General features: G+C 59.1%; 22 protein-coding genes and 3 pseudogenes. 11 read left to right on the top strand and 14 right to left on the bottom strand.

Going from position 1 to position 20,775, the window contains the following annotated elements; translation table 11 throughout:
* Positions 1 to 23: 23 nt before the first annotated feature.
* A pseudogene (locus tag ACIOZM_RS23355) lies at positions 24 to 296 on the top strand (IS3 family transposase); the annotation flags it as partial.
* Between the two features lie 255 nt (positions 297 to 551).
* Here the strand turns inward: ACIOZM_RS23355 and ACIOZM_RS23350 are convergent.
* Together ACIOZM_RS23350 and ACIOZM_RS23345 are read right to left on the bottom strand one after the other, a co-directional pair.
* Positions 552 to 731 carry a hypothetical protein gene (locus ACIOZM_RS23350; RefSeq protein ID WP_401217807.1) on the bottom strand — a complete coding sequence of 60 codons (180 nt, stop codon included), beginning with the start codon at positions 729 to 731 and terminating at the stop codon, positions 552 to 554.
* Positions 732 to 747: 16 nt separating this feature from the next.
* A complete protein-coding gene (locus ACIOZM_RS23345; protein WP_401217804.1) occupies positions 748 to 2,052 on the bottom strand; it encodes a phospholipase in 1,305 nt (434 codons plus the stop codon).
* A gap of 123 nt (positions 2,053 to 2,175) precedes the next feature.
* Between ACIOZM_RS23345 and ACIOZM_RS23340 the strand changes: the two are divergent.
* Positions 2,176 to 2,869: pseudogene (locus tag ACIOZM_RS23340) on the top strand (transposase); the annotation flags it as partial.
* Between the two features lie 756 nt (positions 2,870 to 3,625).
* On the opposite strand, the gene ACIOZM_RS23335 reads toward ACIOZM_RS23340, so the two are convergent.
* From ACIOZM_RS23335 to sctW, 12 genes are read right to left on the bottom strand one after another with little or no spacing between them, the layout of a single operon-like run.
* Positions 3,626 to 4,516 carry a YopD family type III secretion system translocon subunit gene (locus ACIOZM_RS23335; RefSeq protein WP_401217801.1) on the bottom strand — a complete coding sequence of 297 codons (891 nt, stop codon included), beginning with the start codon at positions 4,514 to 4,516 and terminating at the stop codon, positions 3,626 to 3,628.
* Between the two features lie 11 nt (positions 4,517 to 4,527).
* Positions 4,528 to 5,691 carry a type III secretion system translocon subunit SctE gene (sctE, locus tag ACIOZM_RS23330; protein WP_401217798.1) on the bottom strand — a complete coding sequence of 388 codons (1,164 nt, stop codon included), beginning with the start codon at positions 5,689 to 5,691 and terminating at the stop codon, positions 4,528 to 4,530.
* Positions 5,672 to 6,178 (bottom strand): SycD/LcrH family type III secretion system chaperone, encoded by a 507-nt coding sequence (locus ACIOZM_RS23325; protein WP_401217795.1) that lies wholly within the window; start codon positions 6,176 to 6,178, stop codon positions 5,672 to 5,674. The genes sctE and ACIOZM_RS23325 overlap by 20 nt, the downstream gene beginning before the upstream one ends.
* A 9-nt stretch (positions 6,179 to 6,187) precedes the next feature.
* A complete protein-coding gene (locus ACIOZM_RS23320) occupies positions 6,188 to 7,120 on the bottom strand; it encodes a virulence-associated V antigen (RefSeq protein WP_401217792.1) in 933 nt (310 codons plus the stop codon).
* Positions 7,121 to 7,129: 9 nt separating this feature from the next.
* Complete coding sequence (locus ACIOZM_RS23315) at positions 7,130 to 7,408, bottom strand: LcrG family type III secretion system chaperone (protein WP_401217789.1); 279 nt, start codon at positions 7,406 to 7,408, stop codon at positions 7,130 to 7,132.
* A 42-nt stretch (positions 7,409 to 7,450) separates the two neighbouring features.
* Positions 7,451 to 7,885, bottom strand: coding sequence for an LcrR family type III secretion system chaperone (locus ACIOZM_RS23310; RefSeq protein ID WP_401217786.1), 435 nt, complete (start codon positions 7,883 to 7,885; stop codon positions 7,451 to 7,453).
* The gene (sctV, locus tag ACIOZM_RS23305; protein WP_401217783.1) at positions 7,882 to 10,008 is read right to left on the bottom strand and encodes a type III secretion system export apparatus subunit SctV; all 2,127 of its coding nucleotides are present in this window, start codon (positions 10,006 to 10,008) and stop codon (positions 7,882 to 7,884) included. The genes ACIOZM_RS23310 and sctV overlap by 4 nt, the downstream gene beginning before the upstream one ends.
* Entirely contained in the window at positions 9,992 to 10,333 is a 342-nt protein-coding gene (locus ACIOZM_RS23300; RefSeq protein ID WP_401217780.1) for a type III secretion protein, read from the bottom strand. The genes sctV and ACIOZM_RS23300 overlap by 17 nt, the downstream gene beginning before the upstream one ends.
* Positions 10,334 to 10,338: 5 nt before the next feature.
* Positions 10,339 to 10,704 (bottom strand): YscX family type III secretion protein, encoded by a 366-nt coding sequence (locus ACIOZM_RS23295; RefSeq protein ID WP_401217778.1) that lies wholly within the window; start codon positions 10,702 to 10,704, stop codon positions 10,339 to 10,341.
* Positions 10,701 to 11,072, bottom strand: a complete 372-nt coding sequence (gene sycN, locus ACIOZM_RS23290) for a type III secretion chaperone SycN (protein ID WP_401217775.1) — start codon at positions 11,070 to 11,072, stop codon at positions 10,701 to 10,703. Before sycN ends, ACIOZM_RS23295 begins: the two co-directional genes overlap by 4 nt.
* A 12-nt stretch (positions 11,073 to 11,084) precedes the next feature.
* Complete coding sequence (locus tag ACIOZM_RS23285) at positions 11,085 to 11,357, bottom strand: TyeA family type III secretion system gatekeeper subunit (protein ID WP_401217772.1); 273 nt, start codon at positions 11,355 to 11,357, stop codon at positions 11,085 to 11,087.
* On the bottom strand, positions 11,338 to 12,213 hold the full coding sequence (gene sctW, locus ACIOZM_RS23280; protein ID WP_401217770.1) for a type III secretion system gatekeeper subunit SctW: 876 nt from the start codon (positions 12,211 to 12,213) through the stop codon (positions 11,338 to 11,340). The genes ACIOZM_RS23285 and sctW overlap by 20 nt, the downstream gene beginning before the upstream one ends.
* 192 nt (positions 12,214 to 12,405) lie before the next feature.
* Here sctW and sctN point away from each other — a divergent pair, with 192 nt between their 5' ends.
* From sctN to ACIOZM_RS23235, 9 genes and pseudogenes are all read left to right on the top strand, one after another.
* On the top strand, positions 12,406 to 13,728 hold the full coding sequence (sctN, locus tag ACIOZM_RS23275; protein ID WP_401217767.1) for a type III secretion system ATPase SctN: 1,323 nt from the start codon (positions 12,406 to 12,408) through the stop codon (positions 13,726 to 13,728).
* A complete protein-coding gene (locus ACIOZM_RS23270) occupies positions 13,725 to 14,192 on the top strand; it encodes a type III secretion protein (protein ID WP_401217764.1) in 468 nt (155 codons plus the stop codon). The genes sctN and ACIOZM_RS23270 overlap by 4 nt, the downstream gene beginning before the upstream one ends.
* Positions 14,189 to 15,256 carry a type III secretion system needle length determinant gene (locus ACIOZM_RS23265; RefSeq protein WP_401217761.1) on the top strand — a complete coding sequence of 356 codons (1,068 nt, stop codon included), beginning with the start codon at positions 14,189 to 14,191 and terminating at the stop codon, positions 15,254 to 15,256. The genes ACIOZM_RS23270 and ACIOZM_RS23265 overlap by 4 nt, the downstream gene beginning before the upstream one ends.
* The gene (gene sctQ, locus ACIOZM_RS23260) at positions 15,253 to 16,185 is read left to right on the top strand and encodes a type III secretion system cytoplasmic ring protein SctQ (RefSeq protein WP_401217758.1); all 933 of its coding nucleotides are present in this window, start codon (positions 15,253 to 15,255) and stop codon (positions 16,183 to 16,185) included. The genes ACIOZM_RS23265 and sctQ overlap by 4 nt, the downstream gene beginning before the upstream one ends.
* The gene (gene sctR, locus ACIOZM_RS23255) at positions 16,182 to 16,835 is read left to right on the top strand and encodes a type III secretion system export apparatus subunit SctR (protein ID WP_401217755.1); all 654 of its coding nucleotides are present in this window, start codon (positions 16,182 to 16,184) and stop codon (positions 16,833 to 16,835) included. Before sctQ ends, sctR begins: the two co-directional genes overlap by 4 nt.
* 2 nt (positions 16,836 to 16,837) lie before the next feature.
* Positions 16,838 to 17,104: a type III secretion system export apparatus subunit SctS gene (gene sctS / locus ACIOZM_RS23250; protein ID WP_076963264.1), complete on the top strand. Its 267-nt coding sequence runs from the start codon at positions 16,838 to 16,840 to the stop codon at positions 17,102 to 17,104.
* Entirely contained in the window at positions 17,101 to 17,889 is a 789-nt protein-coding gene (gene sctT / locus ACIOZM_RS23245) for a type III secretion system export apparatus subunit SctT (RefSeq protein ID WP_401217752.1), read from the top strand. The genes sctS and sctT overlap by 4 nt, the downstream gene beginning before the upstream one ends.
* On the top strand, positions 17,886 to 18,944 hold the full coding sequence (sctU, locus tag ACIOZM_RS23240) for a type III secretion system export apparatus subunit SctU (protein ID WP_401217749.1): 1,059 nt from the start codon (positions 17,886 to 17,888) through the stop codon (positions 18,942 to 18,944). Before sctT ends, sctU begins: the two co-directional genes overlap by 4 nt.
* A 541-nt stretch (positions 18,945 to 19,485) precedes the next feature.
* Positions 19,486 to 20,119, top strand: a pseudogene (locus ACIOZM_RS23235) (transposase).
* The last annotated feature ends 656 nt before the right edge of the window (positions 20,120 to 20,775 follow it).

The raw sequence follows: 20,775 nt of genomic DNA, 5'->3' as shown, positions 1-20,775 counted from the left end.
TGACTTCTCATCAGGTAGGTGCAATGGGTACGGGCGCAAAACGCAGTCAGCGCGATTACACGCTGACTTTTAAATTGTCGGTCGTTGACCGAGTCGAAAAAGGCGAGTTGAGTTATAAAGAGGCTCAACGGCGCTACGGAATTCAGGGGCGGTCGACGGTGTTAGTTTGGTTACGCAAGCATGGTCGGCAGGATTGGAGCCAAGCCGCTTCCATTCGCTCCCAGAGGGTCCGAGCGATGGACGAGCCTACGTTGCCATTAACTCCCAAGCAGAGAATAAAAGAGCTTGAGACCCGAACGGATGTGCAGCGCTATATATCGCGTTACAACACCATCAGGCCTCACAGCTACAACGGTTATCGGTCGCCATTCATGAGGGAACGAATGGCGGCGTAAACCTTAACGGGTGTCCAAGACTACTTGACCAGTTCTGGCTCGCTCCCACACTGATCTGCGGTGAACACATGAGTTGTGAACACCCGCTCTCAAATGTGGGAGCGAGCCTGCTCGTGATGGCGTCGGCAGCTTTGGCGAAGTAACTTCAGCCAGCCTTCAAATCTCGCTATCCACCCGCACTGCCAATTCAGCCGTCCCAGGCTTGGCGTCAAAAACCACCAATCCCAGAGCATCCACCACCGCCCGCGCAATCGGCACACCCTTGGACAACAACTCCAGCGGCGCCCCCTCCAGCGACTGTCCCGAAGCCAGTTCCAGTTTCAATTTGATCGTCATTTTGTTAATTTCCTTATCAGGCAACGTTGCCAGTTGGTTGGTATTTCTTGAGCACCGCATAAGTGCTCCAGCCCCACCACTTGTCGACAGTCTCGGTGTCGTTGAGGTTGTTCACGTTCTTGCGTCGCAGTAATTTGCCGTCTTCGAGCCGGAACAGTGGCGAGAAGTTGGTCTCCAGGTTCAGCACCGCTTGAAGGTCCGGCAGCTTTTTCAGCGCCGCATAGCTGCTGGGGATCGGATAGTTGCCGGTGAGGTACGCCGCGTACACTTCGTCCGCAGACAGTTGAACCGCTTCGTTGGCGTGAATGCGGTTGGCGCTGTCGATGGCGTAGATGTAGCGCTTGTCCCCATACGTACGCCATTGCTCGTTGTTGCCGTTGCGCACATTGAGGCCGAACTTGCTGTCTTCGTCGTGCATGAAGCGGGTAATCAGCGAGCCCAAATCACTCGGTGTCACCTTCTCTGCCATCGCCTTGCGTGGCACTCGCAGGTGGCCAGCGGAAAACAGGTCGGTGAGGAAGTGATCGGCAAAGGCGTTCGCCGCATAGGCGACTTCCAGTTGTTTTTTATCCTGGGCCGCGTGGGCCCTCGCAGCGTGCTGAAGCGCGGCGGTGTGGCCGGCGATATAAGCATTCAGCGCCCATTCGCCAAAGTGGTCGGAGTTGTTCGCCGCCAGTTTCAGGTAACGCCCAAGCGGGAGCAGGTCCGAGATAAAACTGCCACCGCCGGTGATCTTGTTCCACTCTGCCGACAATGTATCACCGAGGGCGTCGTAGGCTTCGTGGGGGTCTCGACCGTCCCTGATCGCCTGGTTCACGGCGTCGATTTCTCTTTGCATCACGGCGAGGATTTGCACGGCCTCGGCTTTTGAGGTGGGCCACACTGCCAAGGTGGAGAACGCGCTGGCAAAACGGTTAAGGCGATCCGATGGGGTGGCGCCGTCGCTGATCGGCTGATCCGCGATGCCATAGAAATCACCGCCCAGTGCCAGCACTTGGCCGTAAGTCAGCGCTAAGCCGTTGGGCAGGCGCAACGGCGCATTGCGGGCGAGGATCGGCTCGTCGGCGTGTTCGACGAAGCGCAGCAGGGTTTGGTCGCCAATCGCGACGTGTTCAGCGGCCTCGAAATTCACCGGCGCTTCGCTTATTAAGGCTAGCGGAGGCGAAGTCGGTGGCTGCGCATGACTGTGCTGCTCGGCAATGTGCAGCACCAGGTGATCGTTGTCCCCGGTGATGGCGATGCCGTGTTCGGTAAAAAGATCATCGAAACGGGCGATCACCAGCTTCGATTGATCCTGCGGTTGCGTGTGTAGATCTGACATTTCTAGCTTCTTCGTATGTCGTAAGTGAGTTGTTATTTAACTGTATATATACAGTTAAATGTGGTGATCTAATGAAATCGGACACCCATTTAGGTGGGAATGCTCGCCAGATCGAGGTGTCAGATGACCAACCAGCGCCGTTTCTTTTCTGCTGAATTCAAACGCGAGGCTGCCGACCTCGTGCTCAAGCAAAACTACAGCTACATCGAAGCCAGCCGTTCACTCGGCGTCGGCGAGTCGGTCCTGCACCGCGGGGTTGATCAGGTTCAGCAGGAGCGCCAAGGCGTCACTCCGCAGAGCAAAGCGCTGCCCCCCGGAACAGCAAAAAACCCAGGCACTGGAAGCCCGGATCGCCCGCATTGAACGGGAAAAAACGATATTTAAAAATCTATGGTTCTCTTGATGTCGGAAGATAACGAGCGTACGCGCTGATCAATCAGTTGAGAGTCCATGAGCCGATTGATTGGCTGTGCAAGGTGTTTGAAGCCCCCGTTCGTGCTACTACGCCCAGCGCCTTAGGCGCCGAACGCCTGATGTCGAACGGCTTCGGTTGCACAACCGGGTGAGCGAGCTGTTCTCGCAAAGTCGCAGTGCTGCGGGCAGCCGCAGCATCCTGTCGCTGATGCGTGACGACGGTGAGCAGCTCGGTCGATTCAAAGTGCGCAGTCTGATGCGCGAGCTTGAGCTCGTCAGTAAACAGCCCGGATCACATGTCTATAAACGAGCGACGGCTGAACGGTTGGACATCCCGAACATCTTGAGTCGGGCGTTCGATGTTCCAGCACCCAACCAGGTGTGGTGCGGCGACATCACCTACAGTGTGCCCGGAGTTCAGGGCGAGCATGGATGCTCAAATGAACCACGCGTCTATCTGGAATGTTGAACAGGGAACTCATGATGAGAACCCAAACATCCCACCGACTGTGACGGTGGTGAGTCTGAGCGGCAGTGGACCTGTGGCATGCCTGCAGGGTGATGTAACCCGCTGACAACGGGGATTGAGGCGAGATCACTAAACCAAGATGATCCTCAAGACCGAGTGTTGAAAGGCTGAAGAACATGAATCCATTAATCCGTCTCCGAGGGTTGAAATGTCACCACAGCTTACGTGATCTGTTAAGCCGTACAGAAAGAACAGGCAGTGATAACGATGTGCTGCTGATCGAAGGCGTTCTGATAGGTAAGCTGAATTCCGGGACAGCAGAATCCATCACAGGTCGGACTGCTGCTTTCTCTCAACTTGCGGCAAGCAAGGGTAAAGAGTGTGATGGGCAGCCTCCTCAACATGCTTGCGTCCAGATAGGTGAACCGAGGAAGGTCAATGACGGATGCTAAGGGGGCATGGCGCCGATGACGCATTGACTGGCGGAGCTCTCGTAGTAGTCCGAGATGGGGAAAGCCCATTAGAGGACTTTCATCTCCAAGTCACCAGCATGGCCACCACAGCCAAGCTGGTTGCGCTTACGCGCAACGCGCCATGCCTGGCGCACATACAAAACGCCCAATGCGGTGCATCGGGCGTTGGGGTGAAACAAGTGTAAACCTAGTTCAGAACTCGACAAACCCAATCATATCAGACGACGCCGGCGGCAGCACGCCACGCCTGGTTGTGGTTCTGGGTGTACTGCTGGAGCAACTGCAGCAGCTCTTTCATGAAGTTGGCATTGTAGCTCAACTGATCTTCGACCTTTTGCTTTTCGCTCTGGGCAACCGACGCGTTGACTTCATATTCCTTGGCATCGGCCTGGATCGCCGTTTGCTTGACTTGCACCGAGGTGTTAACCAGTTGCCCAAGCGCCTGACTCACACCGTTGATGCTTTGCAGCTTGGCATTGCGGTTATCCACACCCTGCCCGGCCAACTTGAACGCACTGCCGTCCGCAGCCTGGTCCTTGGCCCAGATCTTGCCGATTTCGGCGCGATCGGCGTCGGAGGTTTTGCCCAGCGATTGCATCTTCGCGTCGATCAGTTCGTTGCGCCCGGCGATGTTTTTCTCCAGCACTTTTTCCTGGCTGATCGCCTTGCCATTCTTGATCGCACCGATGGCACCGGTCACGGCCGAAGTCACAGCCATCACCCCGGAGATCACCGCCATGGCAATCATCAATTTGGAGCCGTTGCGCATTTCGTCCACTTGTGATTTCTGCGCGTTGATGATGGAGGTGTTCTCGCTGTCACGCTGCATGATCCCCAGCTCGCGAGCCTTCTGCGCGATGCGAAACAGCAGCACCATCAGTTCCACGCTGCCATTGAGCTCACTGCTGACCTTGCTCAGACCATCGGGCTTGAACAGCTGGCGCGGTTCAATCAGGTCGACACCCGAGCTTTTTTTCTGTTCGCCGAGCGTCATCGGGCCTGAGGTGTGGGGCGTTTCCGCCGGCACATTCACTTTGGCTTTTTCCAGCGGCTGGGCGTTGTCGATCTGGCCCGGGCCCTGAGTGCCATACCGTGTTTCAATCATCATTGATGTATTCCTCAGATCGCCGCAGGGCGGCTGGATAGGTTATGCAGACTGTCGCCCTTGGCATTAATCATCTGGAATATCAGTTCCATGATCTGCAAAAACGACTCGACCATGCGGCTGAGCTCTTCCTTGAGTTTGTCCAGGACATTCTGGAACTGGGTGAGCTCGGAACGCGCCTCTAGGGCATCGGCCTGTTTGTCCGCGGCCTTGGCTTGCAGCGCCGAGTTGGCGGTTTGCGCCGCACCGCTGGCAACATCCAGGGTCACGTCGGAAATCTGCACCCCAAGCTTGACCCCATGGGAAATCGACTGGCTCGCAGCGTTGCCGAACTTGGCGCCCAACTCCGTCACTCTGGCGGCGACACTGGCGGTGAACTCGGCGGCCTTGCCACCGATTTTCGCCCCCAACTTGGCGACCGCCCCTACGGCAGCCCCCCCAAAACTGGCTACCACAGCGATCACGGCGATGGCGATTTCAATCCCCATCAGAGCCGGTCCGAGCTTTTCCATGACTTCTTTGCTGATCAATCCGTCCTTCGCCGCTTGTTGCACCGACTGGGAGACGATACCCATGACACCACCGGCGATCATCAATGCACCCGCGGCCGCACCCACGCCCGTCGCGACCAGGATTGCGCCGACGATGATCGACGCAATGGCACTGATCCAACCAAAAATCTTGCCCACAAGACCGGACTTCTGGGCTTCTTTTGCAGCCTCGGTCGACTCTTTGATCTTCTTCTGGTTTTCGTCCATCTTTTGCAGATTTTGCTCACGCGCCCGAGTGATTTCTTCGAGTTTGAGCTTCTTCTGCGTGGACTCCAGTTCGCCGGTCAGCTTGGCCAACTCGATCTCGAAAGCCTCGACCGAACTGAGCCGCGCCACCCCAAGTCTTGAGGTTTCGGCGATGAAACGCTGAGCCAGCACACTGTCCTGACGCACGGACTGCACCAGGCGGTTGATGTCCGCCCGAGTGGTGGCCTCCAGACGCTGCTGGCTGGCCGCCAGCGGCGCTGTCAGTTGCCCCCCCTGAGACGGGGCGGCCGGTCGGCCATCCGCCTCGACCCGGGTGACCGTGAGCGCGTCCCCCCGGTCATTGCGTGGGCGAACCACCGGGTCGTTCGCAAGAACGTTCCCTGTGGTCAGCGCAACGCGATCAAACGTTATCGGATTCATTGTGTTGATCCTTTCTCGCTAATACGGCTTCCAACATGGCGCCGGCACGTTCGGCCAAAACCGAGTGCGCCGGCTGTGCTGCGGCCAAGGCCTGAGCCGAGTAGAAGCCACTCTCGGCCCCGTCGAGATCCCCCAGTTGCAGGTGACACTCGCCAGCATGAAACGGAAACCTGGGCTCGTTGATGTCGATCAACGCGCCATAACTGAAGCTCTGCAATGCCTGCTCAAGCTGCCCCATAGACTGCCGGCACGCCCCCAACCCCAGGAAGAACCGAACGTCGTAGTGATCAAGCATGCACAGCGATTGAAAAATTTTGTGAGCGTCATCCCATTTGCCGGCCTGGTATTGATTGAATGCCAGACAATAGAGCTGCTCCAGGCTGTCGCTGGAGATGTTCTTGAGCATGGCTAGCGTGCCGCCGTCGCGCAAAAACGCCTCCAGCTCCTTCTCGTATTCCTCAGACACCTCATGTTCTTGCTGGCTCATCAACCGTTCCTATATGGCATTTAAAATGTCGCGCATCATGCTGTCGTACTTCTGAACGAAGCGGTTCAAGGCCTCGATGGCCGAGTTGTAGCGAGAGCTGACATCGTTCAACAGCGTGGTTTTTTCACTGACTTTGTCGTTGATCGGGCGGGAACGGTCGCCCACCGTCGTGGCGAAGTTGGCGATGGGGTTGTTCTCGTCCTTGAACTCGTACTTGTTGAGCAAGTCGCTGCCCTTCATCGCACCGCTTTCCTTGGGAGCTCCCGTCAAAAACGCCTTGATGCTCAGCGGATTGCCCGCACTGTAGGTGTTGAGCCCGGTCAACAACTTGTACTCCGCGCTGGCCTGCCAGCTCTTGTCGTCGGGGTAGCCGTACAAGGTGCGGTCAAACAGATTGAGCCCCGGCTCGATTTCGATCTCTTCTTTAGCCGCCAGCTTCGCGTTGATCTGCGACTGGATCTTGCTGTAGATGTTGAGCTCGGCGGTCAGTGCCTTGAGGTCGTCGCGCAGCCCCGTGCGCTTACCATCCTGTATCAGCAGGACCTCTTCGTAAATGCCCCGGACGTCATCGTCGATCCGGTCACCGGTCAGCCCGAAATGCGCCTTGGCCAGGAACTCTTTCAACGGCCACGGCTGCCCCGGCTTCGCATCGGCGTACTGGCTGATCAGTTGTTTGGCTGACTCGATCCCGGACTTGACCTGCAGCTCATACAACCCGCCCGCGGTGTTCGGGGTGGGCGGCAGAAAATAAGCCAGCAGCTTTTCGACCTGGGCGGGCAACAAGGTCTGCGCACCCTGGGTAAACGTGATGTTGTGCTGTTTGATCAACGCCTGAAGCTCTGCCAGGGCGGGGGTCCCGCTGCCGCGCAGTTGGTCTTCGGGAAGCGTCTGTAATTCGTTCAGAAAAGCCGACAAGTCTTGCCGGTAAAGCCTGATGTCCATAAGGGTTCCTTACACCAGAAGTCCACGCATTGACGCCGGACGGCGCAGTCGTTTGCCTTCATCCGCAACCGGTTGACGGTTGATCCGCATCCGTTGCACTTCCTGCAACAGTTCCTGTTCCGCTACCTGGACCAGCGCCTGATCCCGTGACCGAAAGACCTGGTCACAGACCTCATCGGGCAAGCCCAAGCCCTCCCACATTTCCGTGAGCAAGCGCGCGCGATGCTCATTGTCTTCAATGGCCTGCTCGGCAGCTTGGAGGGTTTTGGCGTAGGTTTCGTCGTACATGTCCATGGCTCCTATAGTAGGGACAGGGCGCCTGGCTTCCTGTCAGGTACGGTCGATTTTTTGTCGTTTTCTCATGGACTGCAGCGAGCACACCCGCCCGGCCTCCAGCTCGAACCAGCCGGACTGCGGTTCGGCGGCGCCGGTCCAATGGCGATAGAAACGCTCCATCCGTGCGCCCTCCAGCGGGCTCCCCGCCATCGCCTGCACCTGGCCGTACAAACAGGCCTGTGGCCCCAGCACTGCGAGGACCGCCTCGGCCAGCACATACAGCGCCGCAAAGGAGTTGCCCAGGCCATGACGCCCGTCGGCACGGCGCAGCATGACGATCCAGACCCGCGCGCCCTCAGAGCGCCAGGCCAGTTCGCAGCCGCCATGCACGAACTTCCAGCCCAGCGGCAACGCACTCTGGCGCAGAAAATGCGGATGGATGTCATAACCCCGCGCTTGCAGCCAGTCAGTCAACGGGTCGCGGGTCATAACGAAACTCGGCCCAACGGCTGAATGTTGATCTGCTGGGTCAGCTCCTGATACGAAAGCACCGGCAAACCGTAGTAGTCGCCTTCGATCAACTTACGCACGTAGCGGCGGATGTCCATCGAGACGATCAGCACCGGCTTGCTCTGCATCTGCGAAAGGTCGCCGACGGTCAGCCGGACTTGCTCAAGAAAGGATTGGGTGACGGCCGGGTCCAGCGCCAGATAGCTGCCGGCACTGGTCTGGCGAATGCCGCCACGGATTTGCTCTTCCACCAGTTGGTCCAGCAGATAGGCCGGCAGGATGTTGTTGCCGCTCGAATATTTGTAGCAAATGTAGCGTTTGAGGCTGCTGCGGATGTACTCGGTCAGTTGCACCACGTCCTTCTCTTTCTGACCCCACTCCACCATGGCTTCCAGAATCGCCCGCAGGTTGCGGATCGAGATATCCTCACCCACCAGACGCTGGAGGATTTCGGTCATGCGCTGCAACGGAATGATGCGCTGGGCCTCCTTCACCAGTTCCGAGTAGCTGTGTTCCATCTGCTCCAGCAGGTAACGGGTTTCCTGGATGCCGATGAAATCCTCGGCGTACTCACGCAGAACGTGGGACAGGTGCCAAGTCAGCACCTGATCCATGCTCAGGAACGCACAACCGGATCGCTCCAACCGCCCTTCGTGCTCGGCGCCGACCCACAACGTCGGTTGGCCCGGCAGCACCGGCTCGCCTTCATCGAATGGCACACCTATCAGTTCCAGCTGGCTGGCCCGCTCCTGCACCAGCAACCGCGCACTGCGCAGACGCCCACGGGCCACCGGCACCTCTTGCAACTGAATCAGGTACTCGCCGCCCTTCAAACCTTCATTGAAGCGCAGGTGAATACCCGGAAACGGCACACCAAAGTCCAGATAAAGGGCACGCCGCACCCGCACCAGCTCATCATTGAGCGCAAACGCCTCCAGTTCCTGCTGCATGCTCGCGTCCACATCGATCAGCAGGGGCACGGTCATGGCGAACTCTTCCTTGTCCCCCAGCCGCGTGCCCTTGGGCTTGCTGCCCGACGACTTGGCTTTGGGCTTGGCCGAAGAAGCAGCACCTGCGCCTTGTGCCAACAAGGTCGGCAAATCCCTGGGATTGTCCTCGGCCGCCAGCCCGCGCTGGCGCAACAGCATGAAGTACCCCCCCCCGCCCACCAGCGCCGCCAGCAGGATGAAGGTCACGGTCGGAAACCCCGGAATCAGCCCGAACAACACCAGCAGCACGCCACCGATCAGCAACGCCTTGGGCTGCGCCACCACTTGGTCGCCGATGTCACTGCCCAGGTCCGAGGTGCCATCCGAGGAGTCCCGGGTCACGATGATCCCGGCCGTGATGGCGATCAACAGGGCCGGCACCTGGCTGACCATGCCATCGCCGATGGTCAGCACCGAATAGAGCTGCAAGGCATCGCCGGCGCTCAGGCCCTTCTGGGTCACGCCGATGGTGATACCCGCCAGAATGTTGATGAAGATGATGATCAGGCCTGCAATCGCATCGCCTTTGACGAACTTCATCGCGCCGTCCATCGAGCCGAACATCTGGCTCTCTTTCTCGATCACCGCCCGCCGGTCGCGTGCCTCGTTGACGTCGATGACGCCGGCCCGCATGTCGCCATCGATACTCATCTGCTTGCCAGGCATGGCGTCCAGGGAAAACCGCGCACTCACTTCAGCGACACGCTCGGCGCCTTTGGTGATCACCAGGAACTGCACAATGGTGATGATCAGGAAGATGATGCAACCCACCACCAGATTGCCGCCCACGACAAAATTTCCGAACGTGTAGACGATCTGGCCGGCGTCGGCCTCCAGCAAAATCATCCGCGTGGTACTGACCGACAACGCCAGCCGGAACAACGTGGTAATCAACAACACTGCGGGGAATACCGAAAACTGCAACGGCGAGCTGATGTAGACCGACATCATCATCAACACCACCGACACCGTGATGTTGATCGCAATCAGGATATCCAGCAGGAACGGCGGCAGCGGCAGGATCATCATGAACACAACGGCCAGCAGCATCACCGCCAGCATGATGTCCTGGCGCTCGCCTACCCGCCTCAGAAAATCAGAGAGCTCCTTCATGAGACTCCCGCTGGCTCAAAAATCGTTCGTGAGCAACGCGCGCATCGGCGATCCGCCCCTGTAACTGGCACGCACGGCTGACACAGCCCCACAGCGCAAGGTCGCCCTCGCCTTCAGCCAGCAACCGGTCGCAATGCCCCTCGGCCAGCTCGCCCTCTTCCAGCTGCAACAACGCCACCACCAGCGCACGTCGCGCCTGGCGATGGGCCGGCTCAACGATCAGCAGGGCTTCAAGGAATATTCGCGCACGACCTGGCTGGCCGCACTGCAGCTGTAGCCAGCCGAGCAGTAGCAGCAGGTCTTGCTGTACCGGTTTCAACATCATGAGGGTCATACCTTGTGCAGCAAATGGAGGGCCATCTGCAGCAGATACTCATCTTCACTGCGCGCTTGCAGCAGCGCCGATACCGCCCGAAACTCGGGCGCATCGGATGAAGAGACCTGCTGTTTGAGGTCTGTCAGGGCCTGGCGAAATGCCTGTGGCCGGAGCAACTCGTGGAAGCCCTCGTGGGGACAGGCAAACGCTAGCAGCTGGCGCCCGGCAAGGTCCGCTGGGTAGAGATTGTCGAGGTGAGCTTCGATGGAGTGGCCGTCGGGCGGCAGCACATAGCGCTCGGGCAAGCCTAATGCCTGATGCTGATCGCCGACCTCGGTCAGGTGCTCAATACCGATGTGCGGGGCGCTGATCCGACTCACTGCTCAAGCACCGCGTGACGCGCCGAGCTCAAGGTACGGAACGCCTGATGCAATACCGGGGCGGTGACGCGCCGCTCATCCAGGGTGATCAACAGCAACAGTCGCGTGTCGGCCGCCCACCCGCAACGCAACGGCAACTCCGGCCCGGTGCGGCTAAACGTCAGTGCCAGGGCTCGAATCACGCCTTGGTGAACCTGATGCCATTCCAGGTCCACGGCCAACCAAAGCGTCAGCTTGCGATCATGCTGTTCGAGTTGCAGCGTGCCGGTTTCCTCGAACTCCAGCTGAATCAGCACCCCCGCCGGAGCCGGTACGGCCACCCCCAGTTCCTGACAAAACTGAGCCAGTGCTTGGTCAATCCAGTGCATGTCGTTTACTCATTATGCTTGCCATTCGTCTTCTTCCTGGTCGATGGCCAGGTCCAGCGCGAGCTGACAGGCATTGAGCAGGTTCTGACGCTGCTCCTCATCGGTGAAAATTTCCGTGGGGATCAGCCGGATCAGACGCTTGATCTCGCGAAAGAAATGGATCTGACGCGCAGCATCCTTGATCGCCAGCGGCACGATCAGTCGCTGCACGTCCTGAACATTCGCCCAGCGTTTGTCGATCAGGCCGATCAGCCCGCCCATCAAGTCAGAAGGCCCGTACGCCATGACCTCGCTCCCCCGTTACCAGCACCTGCCACAGGGCATTGACCTGATCCGACATGCCCGTCAGCACCCGCAACTTGTGCATGTCGCTCATGACCCGTTCGAGCTTGATCGGGTCGAGCCGGGTCTGCTGACTGTCCAGGTCGGCGCTCAAGGCTTTCATCAGGAATCCCGTCACGCCGTCGAGCGTCGAACTGCCGAAGCGCGCATGAATGTCGTTCCAGGCAGCGGCCAGGCCCCGATAGTCCATAACGGCATCGCGGTAGGTGTCACGCAACGACTGGATGTCGCCGACGCCCTGCTCGGCCGCTTCCTTGGCCAGCGGCCCGATCTGCAAGCCCAGTTCAATGGCGTGGCCATGCTCCTGGGCCATTTCCAGCAGCGCCTGGTCAATCAGCTCGACCATCGCCCGGGCGTCGGTCTTGCCAGCCAGTTCCTGGCGCGCATGCGAAAGAGCAACAAACTGGTGGCTGATCTCGCGGGAGAACCCTTTGAGGTACGCCTTGAGCTGCGCCAGGTTGTTCAATTGCCCACTGCCGAGGTGCGCAACCAGGGCTTCGAGTTTTTGCTGGGACTCCAGGTCCGGGACTTTCTTGAGGTGCTCCTCCAGCATCTCGAGGATTTCATTCAGTCGCGTTTGGCCGTCGCTGACACTGCGCTTGGTCAGCGACTTCTCGACCCGCTCGGAGAACACGAAGGTCAGTTCCTCAGCGGAGTCCGCCATGGACTGGCTGGTGGAAATGTACTGCACACGTACACCCTGGAAACTGCCGGTCAGCCGGCTGTCGCGCGCAATGGTCGGTTCGATCTGTCGATCCGGCAACGTCGCCGCAGGGACGACACTCTGAATATTGGCCATAGGGGCACTCATTTGCAGGCAACGGTGGTGTGGGTGCCATTGTAGAAACTCGTCCGCCGGGGGCTCTGCCAAAATCGGTCGCATTTTTTTAGGCCTAGCGCCAACCAATTTCTAAAAACTTGCGACCGGGACTGAAATTACCCAAGCGGGCCTTTATCTATAGTGGCCACCAGTCCCATACCCAAGCCGACCATGCACCTCTCACTCGAACACATCACCGGCCAGATGCAGCAGGCCATCGATAAATGTCGGCTGATCCAAATTCGCGGCCGGGTCACCCAGGTCACCGGCACACTGCTCAAAGCGGTGGTGCCAGGAGCGCGTGTGGGTGAACTGTGCCAACTGCGCAACCCGGATCATTCACTGTCGCTGATGGCCGAAGTCATTGGCTTTCAGCAGCACCAGGCGCTCTTGACCCCGCTGGGTGAAATGCTCGGCATTTCCTCAAACACTGAAGTCAGTCCGACCGGCACCATGCATCAGGTCGGCGTGGGCGATCATTTGCTGGGCCAAGTACTTAACGGCCTCGGCCAGCCGCTCAACGGCATTAGCCTGGGTGAACCCGCGGCCTGGTATCCGGTGTACCGCGACGCACCCGACCCCATGAGCCGCAACCTGATCGAGCGGCCGATTTCCCTCGGCGTGCGCACCATCGACGGTCTGCTGACCTGCGGTGAAGGCCAGCGCATGGGGATTTTCGCGGCGGCCGGCGGCGGTAAAAGTACGTTGCTTGCGACCTTGATGCGCTCTGCGGACGTCGACGTCATCGTGCTGGCGCTGGTGGGTGAGCGCGGGCGTGAAGTCCGCGAGTTCATCGAGTCCGACCTCGGGGAGCAAGGCCTCAAACGCTCGGTGCTGGTGGTCGCCACTTCGGACCGCCCGGCTATGGAACGCGCCAAGGCCGGGTTTGTCGCCACCACGATTGCCGAGTACTTTCGCGACCAGGGCAAACGCGTCCTGCTGCTGATGGACTCCGTTACGCGGTTTGCCAGGGCCCAGCGCGAGATTGGCCTGGCTGCGGGCGAACCGCCGACCCGACGCGGCTATCCGCCCTCCGTATTCGCCGCCCTGCCCCGGTTGATGGAGCGCGCCGGCCAATCGGACAAAGGCTCCATCACCGCGCTGTACACGGTGCTGGTCGAAGGCGACGACATGACCGAGCCGGTGGCGGATGAAACCCGTTCGATCCTCGACGGGCACATCATCCTGTCGCGCAAGCTGGCCGCGTCCAACCATTACCCGGCCATTGACGTGCTGCGTTCGGTCAGCCGGGTGATGAACCAGATTGTGACCCCTGAACACCGCAACGCCGCCGGCCAGCTACGCGAGTGGCTAGCCCGGTACGAAGACGTCGAGTTGCTGCTCAAGATCGGCGAATACCAAAAAGGCCAAGACCCCGTGGCCGACCGCGCCATCGAAAAAATGGACGCGATCCGTGCCTGGTTGCGCCAGGGCACGCATGAGCCCAGCGATCTGCCGCGCTGCCTTGAACAACTCGCGAGCCTGACCCGATGACCCTACCCACCTTGCTGCGCATCAAGAGCCTGCGCGTGGAGCGCGCCGAACAGGCGCTGCAACGCCAGGAGCTGCGGGTCGCCGAGGCACACCGTACCCATGAATCCGCGAGCGCTGAGCATCAGGCGTACCGGCAGTGGCGCCAGGTGGAAGAAAGCCGTTTGTTCGACCTCTGCAAGGCTGAGCACATGAACCGTAAAAAGCTTGAGCAATGGCAGCAACAGGTGGCCCGCCTACGGGAAAAGGAAGCGGCGCTGGAACAGACCATTGCCGAACATGCCCAGAGCCTGACCCAGGAGCGCGAACGCCTTCACCTGAGCCGGCGTCAGTTGTTGGAGGCTCAGCAGCAGGTCGAAAAATTCAACGAGCTGAACCGTCACGCCCTTGCCGAGGAGCGGATGTTGCTTGAGTTCAAAGAAGAGCAGGAACTCGAAGAGTTCCGTCGTGTCGAGGCCGTTTCATGAGCAGAATTTCTCCACCGGACATCACACAAGATGTCCTTGCACCCTCACCCTCACCGGCCCCGGCATGCCTGGCCGCCGACAAAACCAGCCAGGCTGAGTTCGAACGTGCACTGAACAGCAACCCTGATGCGGGCGAGAAACGCCGCACCGACGCTTCGCGCAAGTTCGACACCCGTGAGCCGGGCAAAACGCCTCGGGACACTTCGCGCCCACTGGACGATGACGCCGAGCAGGCTGAACCCTCCACGGCCACAGACCGCGAACCCCTCCGTAGGCCGCGCCTCCCTGGCACCGCGCCAGAAACCGCCACGCCTGATCAGCAGACCACAAACGACGAGCCCGGCGAACAGCCCGAGACCGGCAAACCCAATGAGCCCGTTGCACGCCCTACGCCCGAACGACCATCCACGCCCCACCCTCATACAGGCATTGTCGCGGCGCCACTGCCGTCGAACGACCGTCCCAAACCCGGAACAAGCCACCGTGACAGCAGCGCGGCAACCGTGAAGAACTCGGAACAGAATCTGCCCATCATGCTGGGCGCGCCTGCCAGCAGTTTAGTCCCCGAAACGCCCTCGGACCAACACCGTTCTTCCGGCGGGCATGACGAACAGCCACCCTTCGATTCACTGGTCGAAGACCCGAAGCCGTCAGCAAGCACCGGCCAAACCCCGGGTGACAAGCTGCTCGCACGCCTGTTGAACACCACCGAGCAACCGTCGTTCAGCAAGGACCTCGGCAAGCTGGTGCAGACCCTGCAACTGCACATCCAGGCCGGCGTTTCCCGCGATGGCAGCACCACGCGACTTCAGGTGAATCTGGCGCAATTGGGCCAGATCGATGTCCAGCTCGTCCATTCACGCGGCCACGTGCACATCGAAATCCAGGCCAGCCCCGGCAGCCTGCTGCAACTGCAACTCGCCCGTGGCGAACTGATGGAACGCCTGCAACGACTGAACCCCGGGCAACCGATTCAATTGACCTTTACCCAGCAACAACACGGGAGCGACCAGGGTTCACGGCAGCGGCGGCACGTGTATGACGAGTGGGAGCAAGACTCATGAGCGACCTGATGCTGCCCCTCGTCGAGGCGTCGGAACTGGCCCTGCAACAAAAAATCAGCCATTGCCGCAGTCGCTACCCGCTCGCGGACGGTGAAGCCCGGCTGACAATCCTGCCGCAACCCGACGCGCTGGACGTGCTGTTGACTGTTCACTGGCAAGGCCTGGAACTGCGCTGGCGGTGCCACAGCACAACCCTGGCCGGATGGCTTGAGCCCCACCTGCAAGAAGCGGCGTTCAGCAGCCTGCCGGCGCCGCTGCAACTGGCCTTGCTGGAGCTGGAAAGTGCCGTGTTGCCGGGGCTCATCTGGAAAAGCATTCAAGCGTGCCGCCCCGAGCCTGGCGCCGGTACACCCACACTGGCGCTGACGCTGTCACGCGGCGCGCAACGTCTGGTTATCTGGTTCGTCGGTGACCCGAGTGCGCTGCTCGCTTTCACGCCCGCTCGCCCCTTGGCAGAGCTGACAGCGCTTGCGCTGCGGCTTTCGCTGCAATGGGGCCCGGTCTGTCTGCTCCTCACGCAGCTGCACTCACTGGCCACGGGGGATCTTCTGCTGCTGCCGGCACACCACGACGCCGCCAGCCCTTTGCTCGGGGTGGTCGAAGACCGCCCCTGGGCACGATTTCGCCACCACGACTCTCAACTGGAACTACTCGCCATGCACAACGATGCCCCCCTCGAAACCACCCACGATCTGACCAGTCTTGATCAGCTCCCGGTCCAGGTCAGCTTCGAAGTGGGACGTCAGTCTCTCGACCTGCACACTCTCGCCGCCCTACAACCGGGGTCGTTGATCGACCTGACCACCCCGCTCGAAGGCGAGGTGCGGATTCTGGTCAACCAGCGCTGCCTGGGCGTGGGTGAGCTGGTGAGTATTCAGGACCGCCTCGGCGTGCGCGTCACCCGCCTATTGCAGGACCTGCCCGCATGATTCAACTGCCTGACGAACTCAGCCTAATCTTCGGGCTGGCGCTGCTGGCGCTGCTGCCGTTCATTGCGGTCATGGCCACCTCATTCATCAAGATGACCGTGGTGTTTTCGCTGCTGCGCAACGCCTTAGGCGTGCAGCAAATTCCGCCGAACATGGCGATGTATGGGCTGGCGATTATCTTGAGCCTGTACGTGATGGCGCCCGTCGGCTTCGCCACCCGCGACTACCTACGCACCCATGACGTCAGCCTGAGCAAGACCGAGTCGGTGGAACAGTTTCTCGACGAGGGCATGGAGCCGTATCGGGCCTTTTTGAAGAAACAGATCCACGCCCGCGAACACGCGTTTTTCGTCGACAGCACCCGACAGGTCTGGCCGAGCGAGTACGCGGACCGGCTCGATCCCGACAGCCTGCTGATCCTGCTGCCGGCCTTCACGGTCAGTGAGCTGACCCGCGCCTTCGAAATCGGCTTTCTGATCTACCTACCCTTCATCGCTATCGACCTGATCATCTCCAATATCCTGCTGGCGATGGGGATGATGATGGTCTCGCCGATGACCATTTCCCTGCCGTTCAAACTGCTGCTGTTCGTCCTGCTCGACGGCTGGGCGCGGCTGACCCACGGCCTTGTCATCAGTTACGGAGGTTGAGGGTGAACAACGCCGAGATCCTCCACTTCACTAGCCAGAGCCTGTGGCTGGTGCTGATCCTGTCCATGCCCACCGTGCTCATGGCCGCCGCCGTCGGCACCCTGGTGTCGCTGGTGCAGGCGCTGACCCAGATCCAGGAACAGACCCTGGGTTTCGTCGCCAAGCTGATTGCCGTGGTCATCACCCTGTTCGCCACGGCGGGCTGGATGGGTAACGAACTCTACGCCTTTGCAGAACTGACCCTGCTCAAGATCCCCCTCGTGCGATGAGCATTCAGGACCTGCAACAGCTCATGCTGGAGTACACCCTGCTGCTGCCCAGAATCATCAGCTGTTTTGTGGTGATGCCGATCCTGAGCAAACAAATGCTCGGTGGCGGCCTGGTTCGTAACGGCGTGGCCTGCTCGCTGGCGCTGTTTGCCTACCCGACAGTCGCCGGCACGCTGTCCATGACGCTCGACGGCATAGACCTGGCCATGCTGATCGGCAAAGAGGTGTTGCTCGGCCTGTTGATCGGTTTTGTCGCAACGATCCCGTTCTGGGCCATCGAGGCGACCGGTTTCATCATTGACAACCAACGCGGCGCATCCATTGCCTCCACGCTCAACCCGACACTGGGCAGCCAGACCAGCCCCACCGGCCTGTTGCTGACGCAAACCCTGATCACCCTATTTTTCTCCGGGGGAGCGTTTCTGACGCTGATCGGTGCGTTATTCCAGAGCTACGTCAGTTGGCCGGTCGCAGCCTTCTTTCCCTACATCGGCAGCCAGTGGGTGGACTTTTTCTACGGTCAGTTCGGGCAACTGCTGCGCCTGTGCCTGCTGCTGGCGGCGCCCCTGTTGATCGCCATGTTCCTGGCCGAATTCGGCCTGGCCCTGATCAGCCGCTTCGCCCCGTCCCTGAACGTGTTCATCCTCGCGATGCCAATCAAGAGCATCGTCGCCAGCCTGCTGTTGGTGATTTACCTGAACGTGTTGATGGAATATGCCTATGACAGCCTGCTGATTGCACTCGACCCGCTGAGACAGCTGCGCCCAGTACTGGAAACGCCATGAGCGCCGAAAAAACCGAACAACCCACGCCGAAGAAACTTCGCGATGCGCGCACCAAGGGCCAGGTGGTCAAAAGCAAGGAAGTGGTGTCCACCGCACTGATCCTGTCGCTGATCGCCACGCTCATCAGTTTTTCCGAATACTACATGGAGCACCTGGGGCAACTGATGCGGATGCCCGAGACGTACCTGAACCTGCCTTTCGGGCTGGCCTTGCAATTGATGGTGGAAAACTTGTTCCAGGAGATGGTCTACCTCTGCCTGCCGCTGTTGGCCGTCGCGGCACTGGTGGTCATCGCCGCGCACCTGGCCCAGTACGGTTTCCTGCTCAGCGGCGAGTCGATCAAGCCCGACCTGAAAAAGATCAACCCGGTGGAAGGCGCCAAGAAAATTTTCTCGATCCGCAGCCTGGTGGACTTTCTCAAGTCGATCATTAAAGTGGCTCTGTTGTCGTTGCTGGTGTGGGCAACCTTGGCCGGCAACCTCGATTCCCTGATCAGGTTACCCGGCTGCGGCATGGGCTGCATCGCGCCGGTAATCGGCCTATTGCTTGAGCAGTTACTGCTGGTGTGCGGCGTAGGGTTCGTGCTGATCTCGGCGCTCGACTATGCCTTCGAGCGTTACCAGCACAACAAGCAATTGCGCATGAGCAAGGACGAGATCAAACGCGAGTACAAAGAGATGGAAGGCAGCCCGGAGATCAAAAGCAAACGGCGTCAGTTTCACCAGGAACTGCAGTCGAGCAACCTGCGCGCCGACGTCAAACGCTCCTCGGTGATTGTCGCCAATCCCACTCACATCGCCATTGGTATTCGTTACGTGAAGGGTGAGACGCCGCTGCCGGTCGTCACGTTGAAACACACAGAGGCACTCGCCCTGCAAGTGCGGCGCATCGCCGAGGAAGAGAATATTCCCGTGTTGCAACGCGTGCCGCTGGCGCGAGCACTGTACCAGGACAGCCACGTCGACCAGTACATTCCCGCCGATCTGATTCAGACCACCGCCGAAGTCCTGCGCTGGCTCGACAGCCAACAACAGACGCCGCCCTCTGCCTTGTGAACACCTTCGACTTCCTCGGATTTTTTACGCCTTCGGGCAACGTTATGCCGATCCTGCGGTCATCGCTGGCAAGCTTGTTCCCGTTGCTCGTCTGGTAGCCGCGATAACTGTCCAGCAGGCGCGAAGGCACTTTCTGTGCACCGCTGGTCGAATAGTCGAGGAGCATGGGCTTGTCAGGTGGCCCGCCGGTTTACCCCCCCCATCCGGACTGACTGGTCGGCTGCACTGCTCGCTTCTTCGAAACCAAAGCATCCAGTTTTTTTAGTAGTCATTTTCCATCCGAAGTTGATTCAACTCATCCCGAGTACAAGACTCATCATCGGGTGATAGATGTGGGTAAGGTAAGATCGGCCTCGGTATTTTTCTCGGGAATCCAGTTCGTTGCGGCCATTTGGCGGTAGGAAAAGCGGCTCTTCGCGCATCCGTTTCAAGGCGGCCATCCTGAATTCAGCGGTAAGCAATGGACGCCCCCGCTCGTAATCGTATCGCTGTGCCAAAGTGAGTGCTATCGCCTTCCACTTGTGAAAAGGGGTAATCCGCGATGGAAATCAAAACCGCTGGTATCGACTTAGCGAAAAAATTGTTCCAGATTCATGGCATGGATGAGCGAGGCATGCCCTTATTGCGCAAGCAGCTAAAGCATGAACAGATTGTGGTATTTTTTACCAACTTACCGCCCTGCCTGATCGGCATGGAAGTTTGTAGTAGTTCTCACTACTGGCCCCGTAAGTTTGAAGCGCTGAACCATACCGTGCGACTCATGGCCCCACAATTCGTCAAGCCCTATGCCAAGAGCAACAAGAATGATGCAGCAGATGCCGTGGCCATCTGCGATGACTGTAACTCGTCCAACGATGCGCGTTGTGCCGATCAATAATGTTAAACAGTAATCTGTATTGACCTTGTATCGAGCGCGTCAGGGATTCTTGAAGCCAACGTTACTAGGCATGAGCAAACGCGGCGACGCGTATCTGCGAACCTTGATGATTCATGGCTCCCGCTCAGTGATCTATCGCGCCAGTCAGAAAAACGCCCCCGATAGCTGGCTGGCCAAGCTAATCAAACGGCGCAATATCAATGTGGCGGCCGTGGCTTTAGCCAACAAGACGGCCAGGATCGTCTGGGCTTTACGGACCCACAAAAGCGAGTACCAACCTGATTACGGCATTCATTGACGACTGCGTAGACGAGTCGCCAATTTCATCGACGTAGATCACACCACCGATTGCACCGGCAATTACTTAGTGATGGCAAGACAGGTAAGACCATGGTCAGCACAACCTCGGTGGACAAGGCACTTAGAGTGCGTATAAGCGATTGAAGCACTGACCAGCAGAACCCATCGCGGACAGCGAGCATCTCTCGTGGTGAAAGCCCGGATGTGCGGGTGCAATCTTTACCTGCAAACCGTTACTGAACGAAAGCTTGGCTAATAGAGGGCGTCCATGTACGTCTGCCTAAGTCAACTTGCTTAAGTCAGGCAGCCCCCACCGCAATATTGCCTTCGATCACTACAACGAGGAGCATCCGAATAGTGCGCTGAAATACCCTTCACCACGGAATTTTGGCGCTTGTAAAGGCATCAATTTAACGGGAATTGGTGTCCGATTTGGCAGGGCCAATCCAGCTACGATTTCAGACCTTTGCTTTTACTCTCGGGTTGATGCTCTATAAACAACGCATAGGGAACAGCTTTTTCAGATCGGTAGAAGTGCAACGCTATGCACTGTGAGTGCTCGGCAGTGGGGCTATGCCGATACGCATTATTACGACCCGGTGGGCCGTGAGTATCAGGTCATGACGGCGCTCGGCTACTGGCGACGTACGCGCT

The organism is Pseudomonas sp. NPDC087346, assembly GCF_044744235.1.
Taxonomy (GTDB): Bacteria; Pseudomonadota; Gammaproteobacteria; order Pseudomonadales; family Pseudomonadaceae; genus Aquipseudomonas.
The sequence above is the reverse complement of the archived record's forward strand: the minus strand, read 5'-3'. Positions and strand labels throughout refer to the sequence as shown.

Bases quoted from the DNA above. Each gene is read 5' to 3' on its own strand.
- sctN (WP_401217767.1), top strand. From the start codon at position 12,406: ATGCACCTCTCACTCGAACACATCACCGGCCAGATGCAGCAGGCCATC.
- ACIOZM_RS23325 (WP_401217795.1), bottom strand. From the start codon at position 6,178: ATGAGCCAGCAAGAACATGAGGTGTCTGAGGAATACGAGAAGGAGCTG.
- sctV (WP_401217783.1), bottom strand. From the start codon at position 10,008: ATGAAGGAGCTCTCTGATTTTCTGAGGCGGGTAGGCGAGCGCCAGGAC.
- sctQ (WP_401217758.1), top strand. From the start codon at position 15,253: ATGAGCGACCTGATGCTGCCCCTCGTCGAGGCGTCGGAACTGGCCCTG.
- sctE (WP_401217798.1), bottom strand. From the start codon at position 5,691: ATGAATCCGATAACGTTTGATCGCGTTGCGCTGACCACAGGGAACGTT.
- sctU (WP_401217749.1), top strand. From the start codon at position 17,886: ATGAGCGCCGAAAAAACCGAACAACCCACGCCGAAGAAACTTCGCGAT.
- ACIOZM_RS23285 (WP_401217772.1), bottom strand. From the start codon at position 11,357: ATGGCGTACGGGCCTTCTGACTTGATGGGCGGGCTGATCGGCCTGATC.
- ACIOZM_RS23345 (WP_401217804.1), bottom strand. From the start codon at position 2,052: ATGTCAGATCTACACACGCAACCGCAGGATCAATCGAAGCTGGTGATC.
- sctR (WP_401217755.1), top strand. From the start codon at position 16,182: ATGATTCAACTGCCTGACGAACTCAGCCTAATCTTCGGGCTGGCGCTG.
- ACIOZM_RS23350 (WP_401217807.1), bottom strand. From the start codon at position 731: ATGACGATCAAATTGAAACTGGAACTGGCTTCGGGACAGTCGCTGGAG.
- ACIOZM_RS23270 (WP_401217764.1), top strand. From the start codon at position 13,725: ATGACCCTACCCACCTTGCTGCGCATCAAGAGCCTGCGCGTGGAGCGC.
- sctT (WP_401217752.1), top strand. From the start codon at position 17,101: ATGAGCATTCAGGACCTGCAACAGCTCATGCTGGAGTACACCCTGCTG.
- ACIOZM_RS23265 (WP_401217761.1), top strand. From the start codon at position 14,189: ATGAGCAGAATTTCTCCACCGGACATCACACAAGATGTCCTTGCACCC.
- sctW (WP_401217770.1), bottom strand. From the start codon at position 12,213: ATGGCCAATATTCAGAGTGTCGTCCCTGCGGCGACGTTGCCGGATCGA.
- ACIOZM_RS23320 (WP_401217792.1), bottom strand. From the start codon at position 7,120: ATGGACATCAGGCTTTACCGGCAAGACTTGTCGGCTTTTCTGAACGAA.
- ACIOZM_RS23300 (WP_401217780.1), bottom strand. From the start codon at position 10,333: ATGATGTTGAAACCGGTACAGCAAGACCTGCTGCTACTGCTCGGCTGG.
- ACIOZM_RS23315 (WP_401217789.1), bottom strand. From the start codon at position 7,408: ATGTACGACGAAACCTACGCCAAAACCCTCCAAGCTGCCGAGCAGGCC.
- ACIOZM_RS23335 (WP_401217801.1), bottom strand. From the start codon at position 4,516: ATGATGATTGAAACACGGTATGGCACTCAGGGCCCGGGCCAGATCGAC.
- sycN (WP_401217775.1), bottom strand. From the start codon at position 11,072: ATGCACTGGATTGACCAAGCACTGGCTCAGTTTTGTCAGGAACTGGGG.
- ACIOZM_RS23310 (WP_401217786.1), bottom strand. From the start codon at position 7,885: ATGACCCGCGACCCGTTGACTGACTGGCTGCAAGCGCGGGGTTATGAC.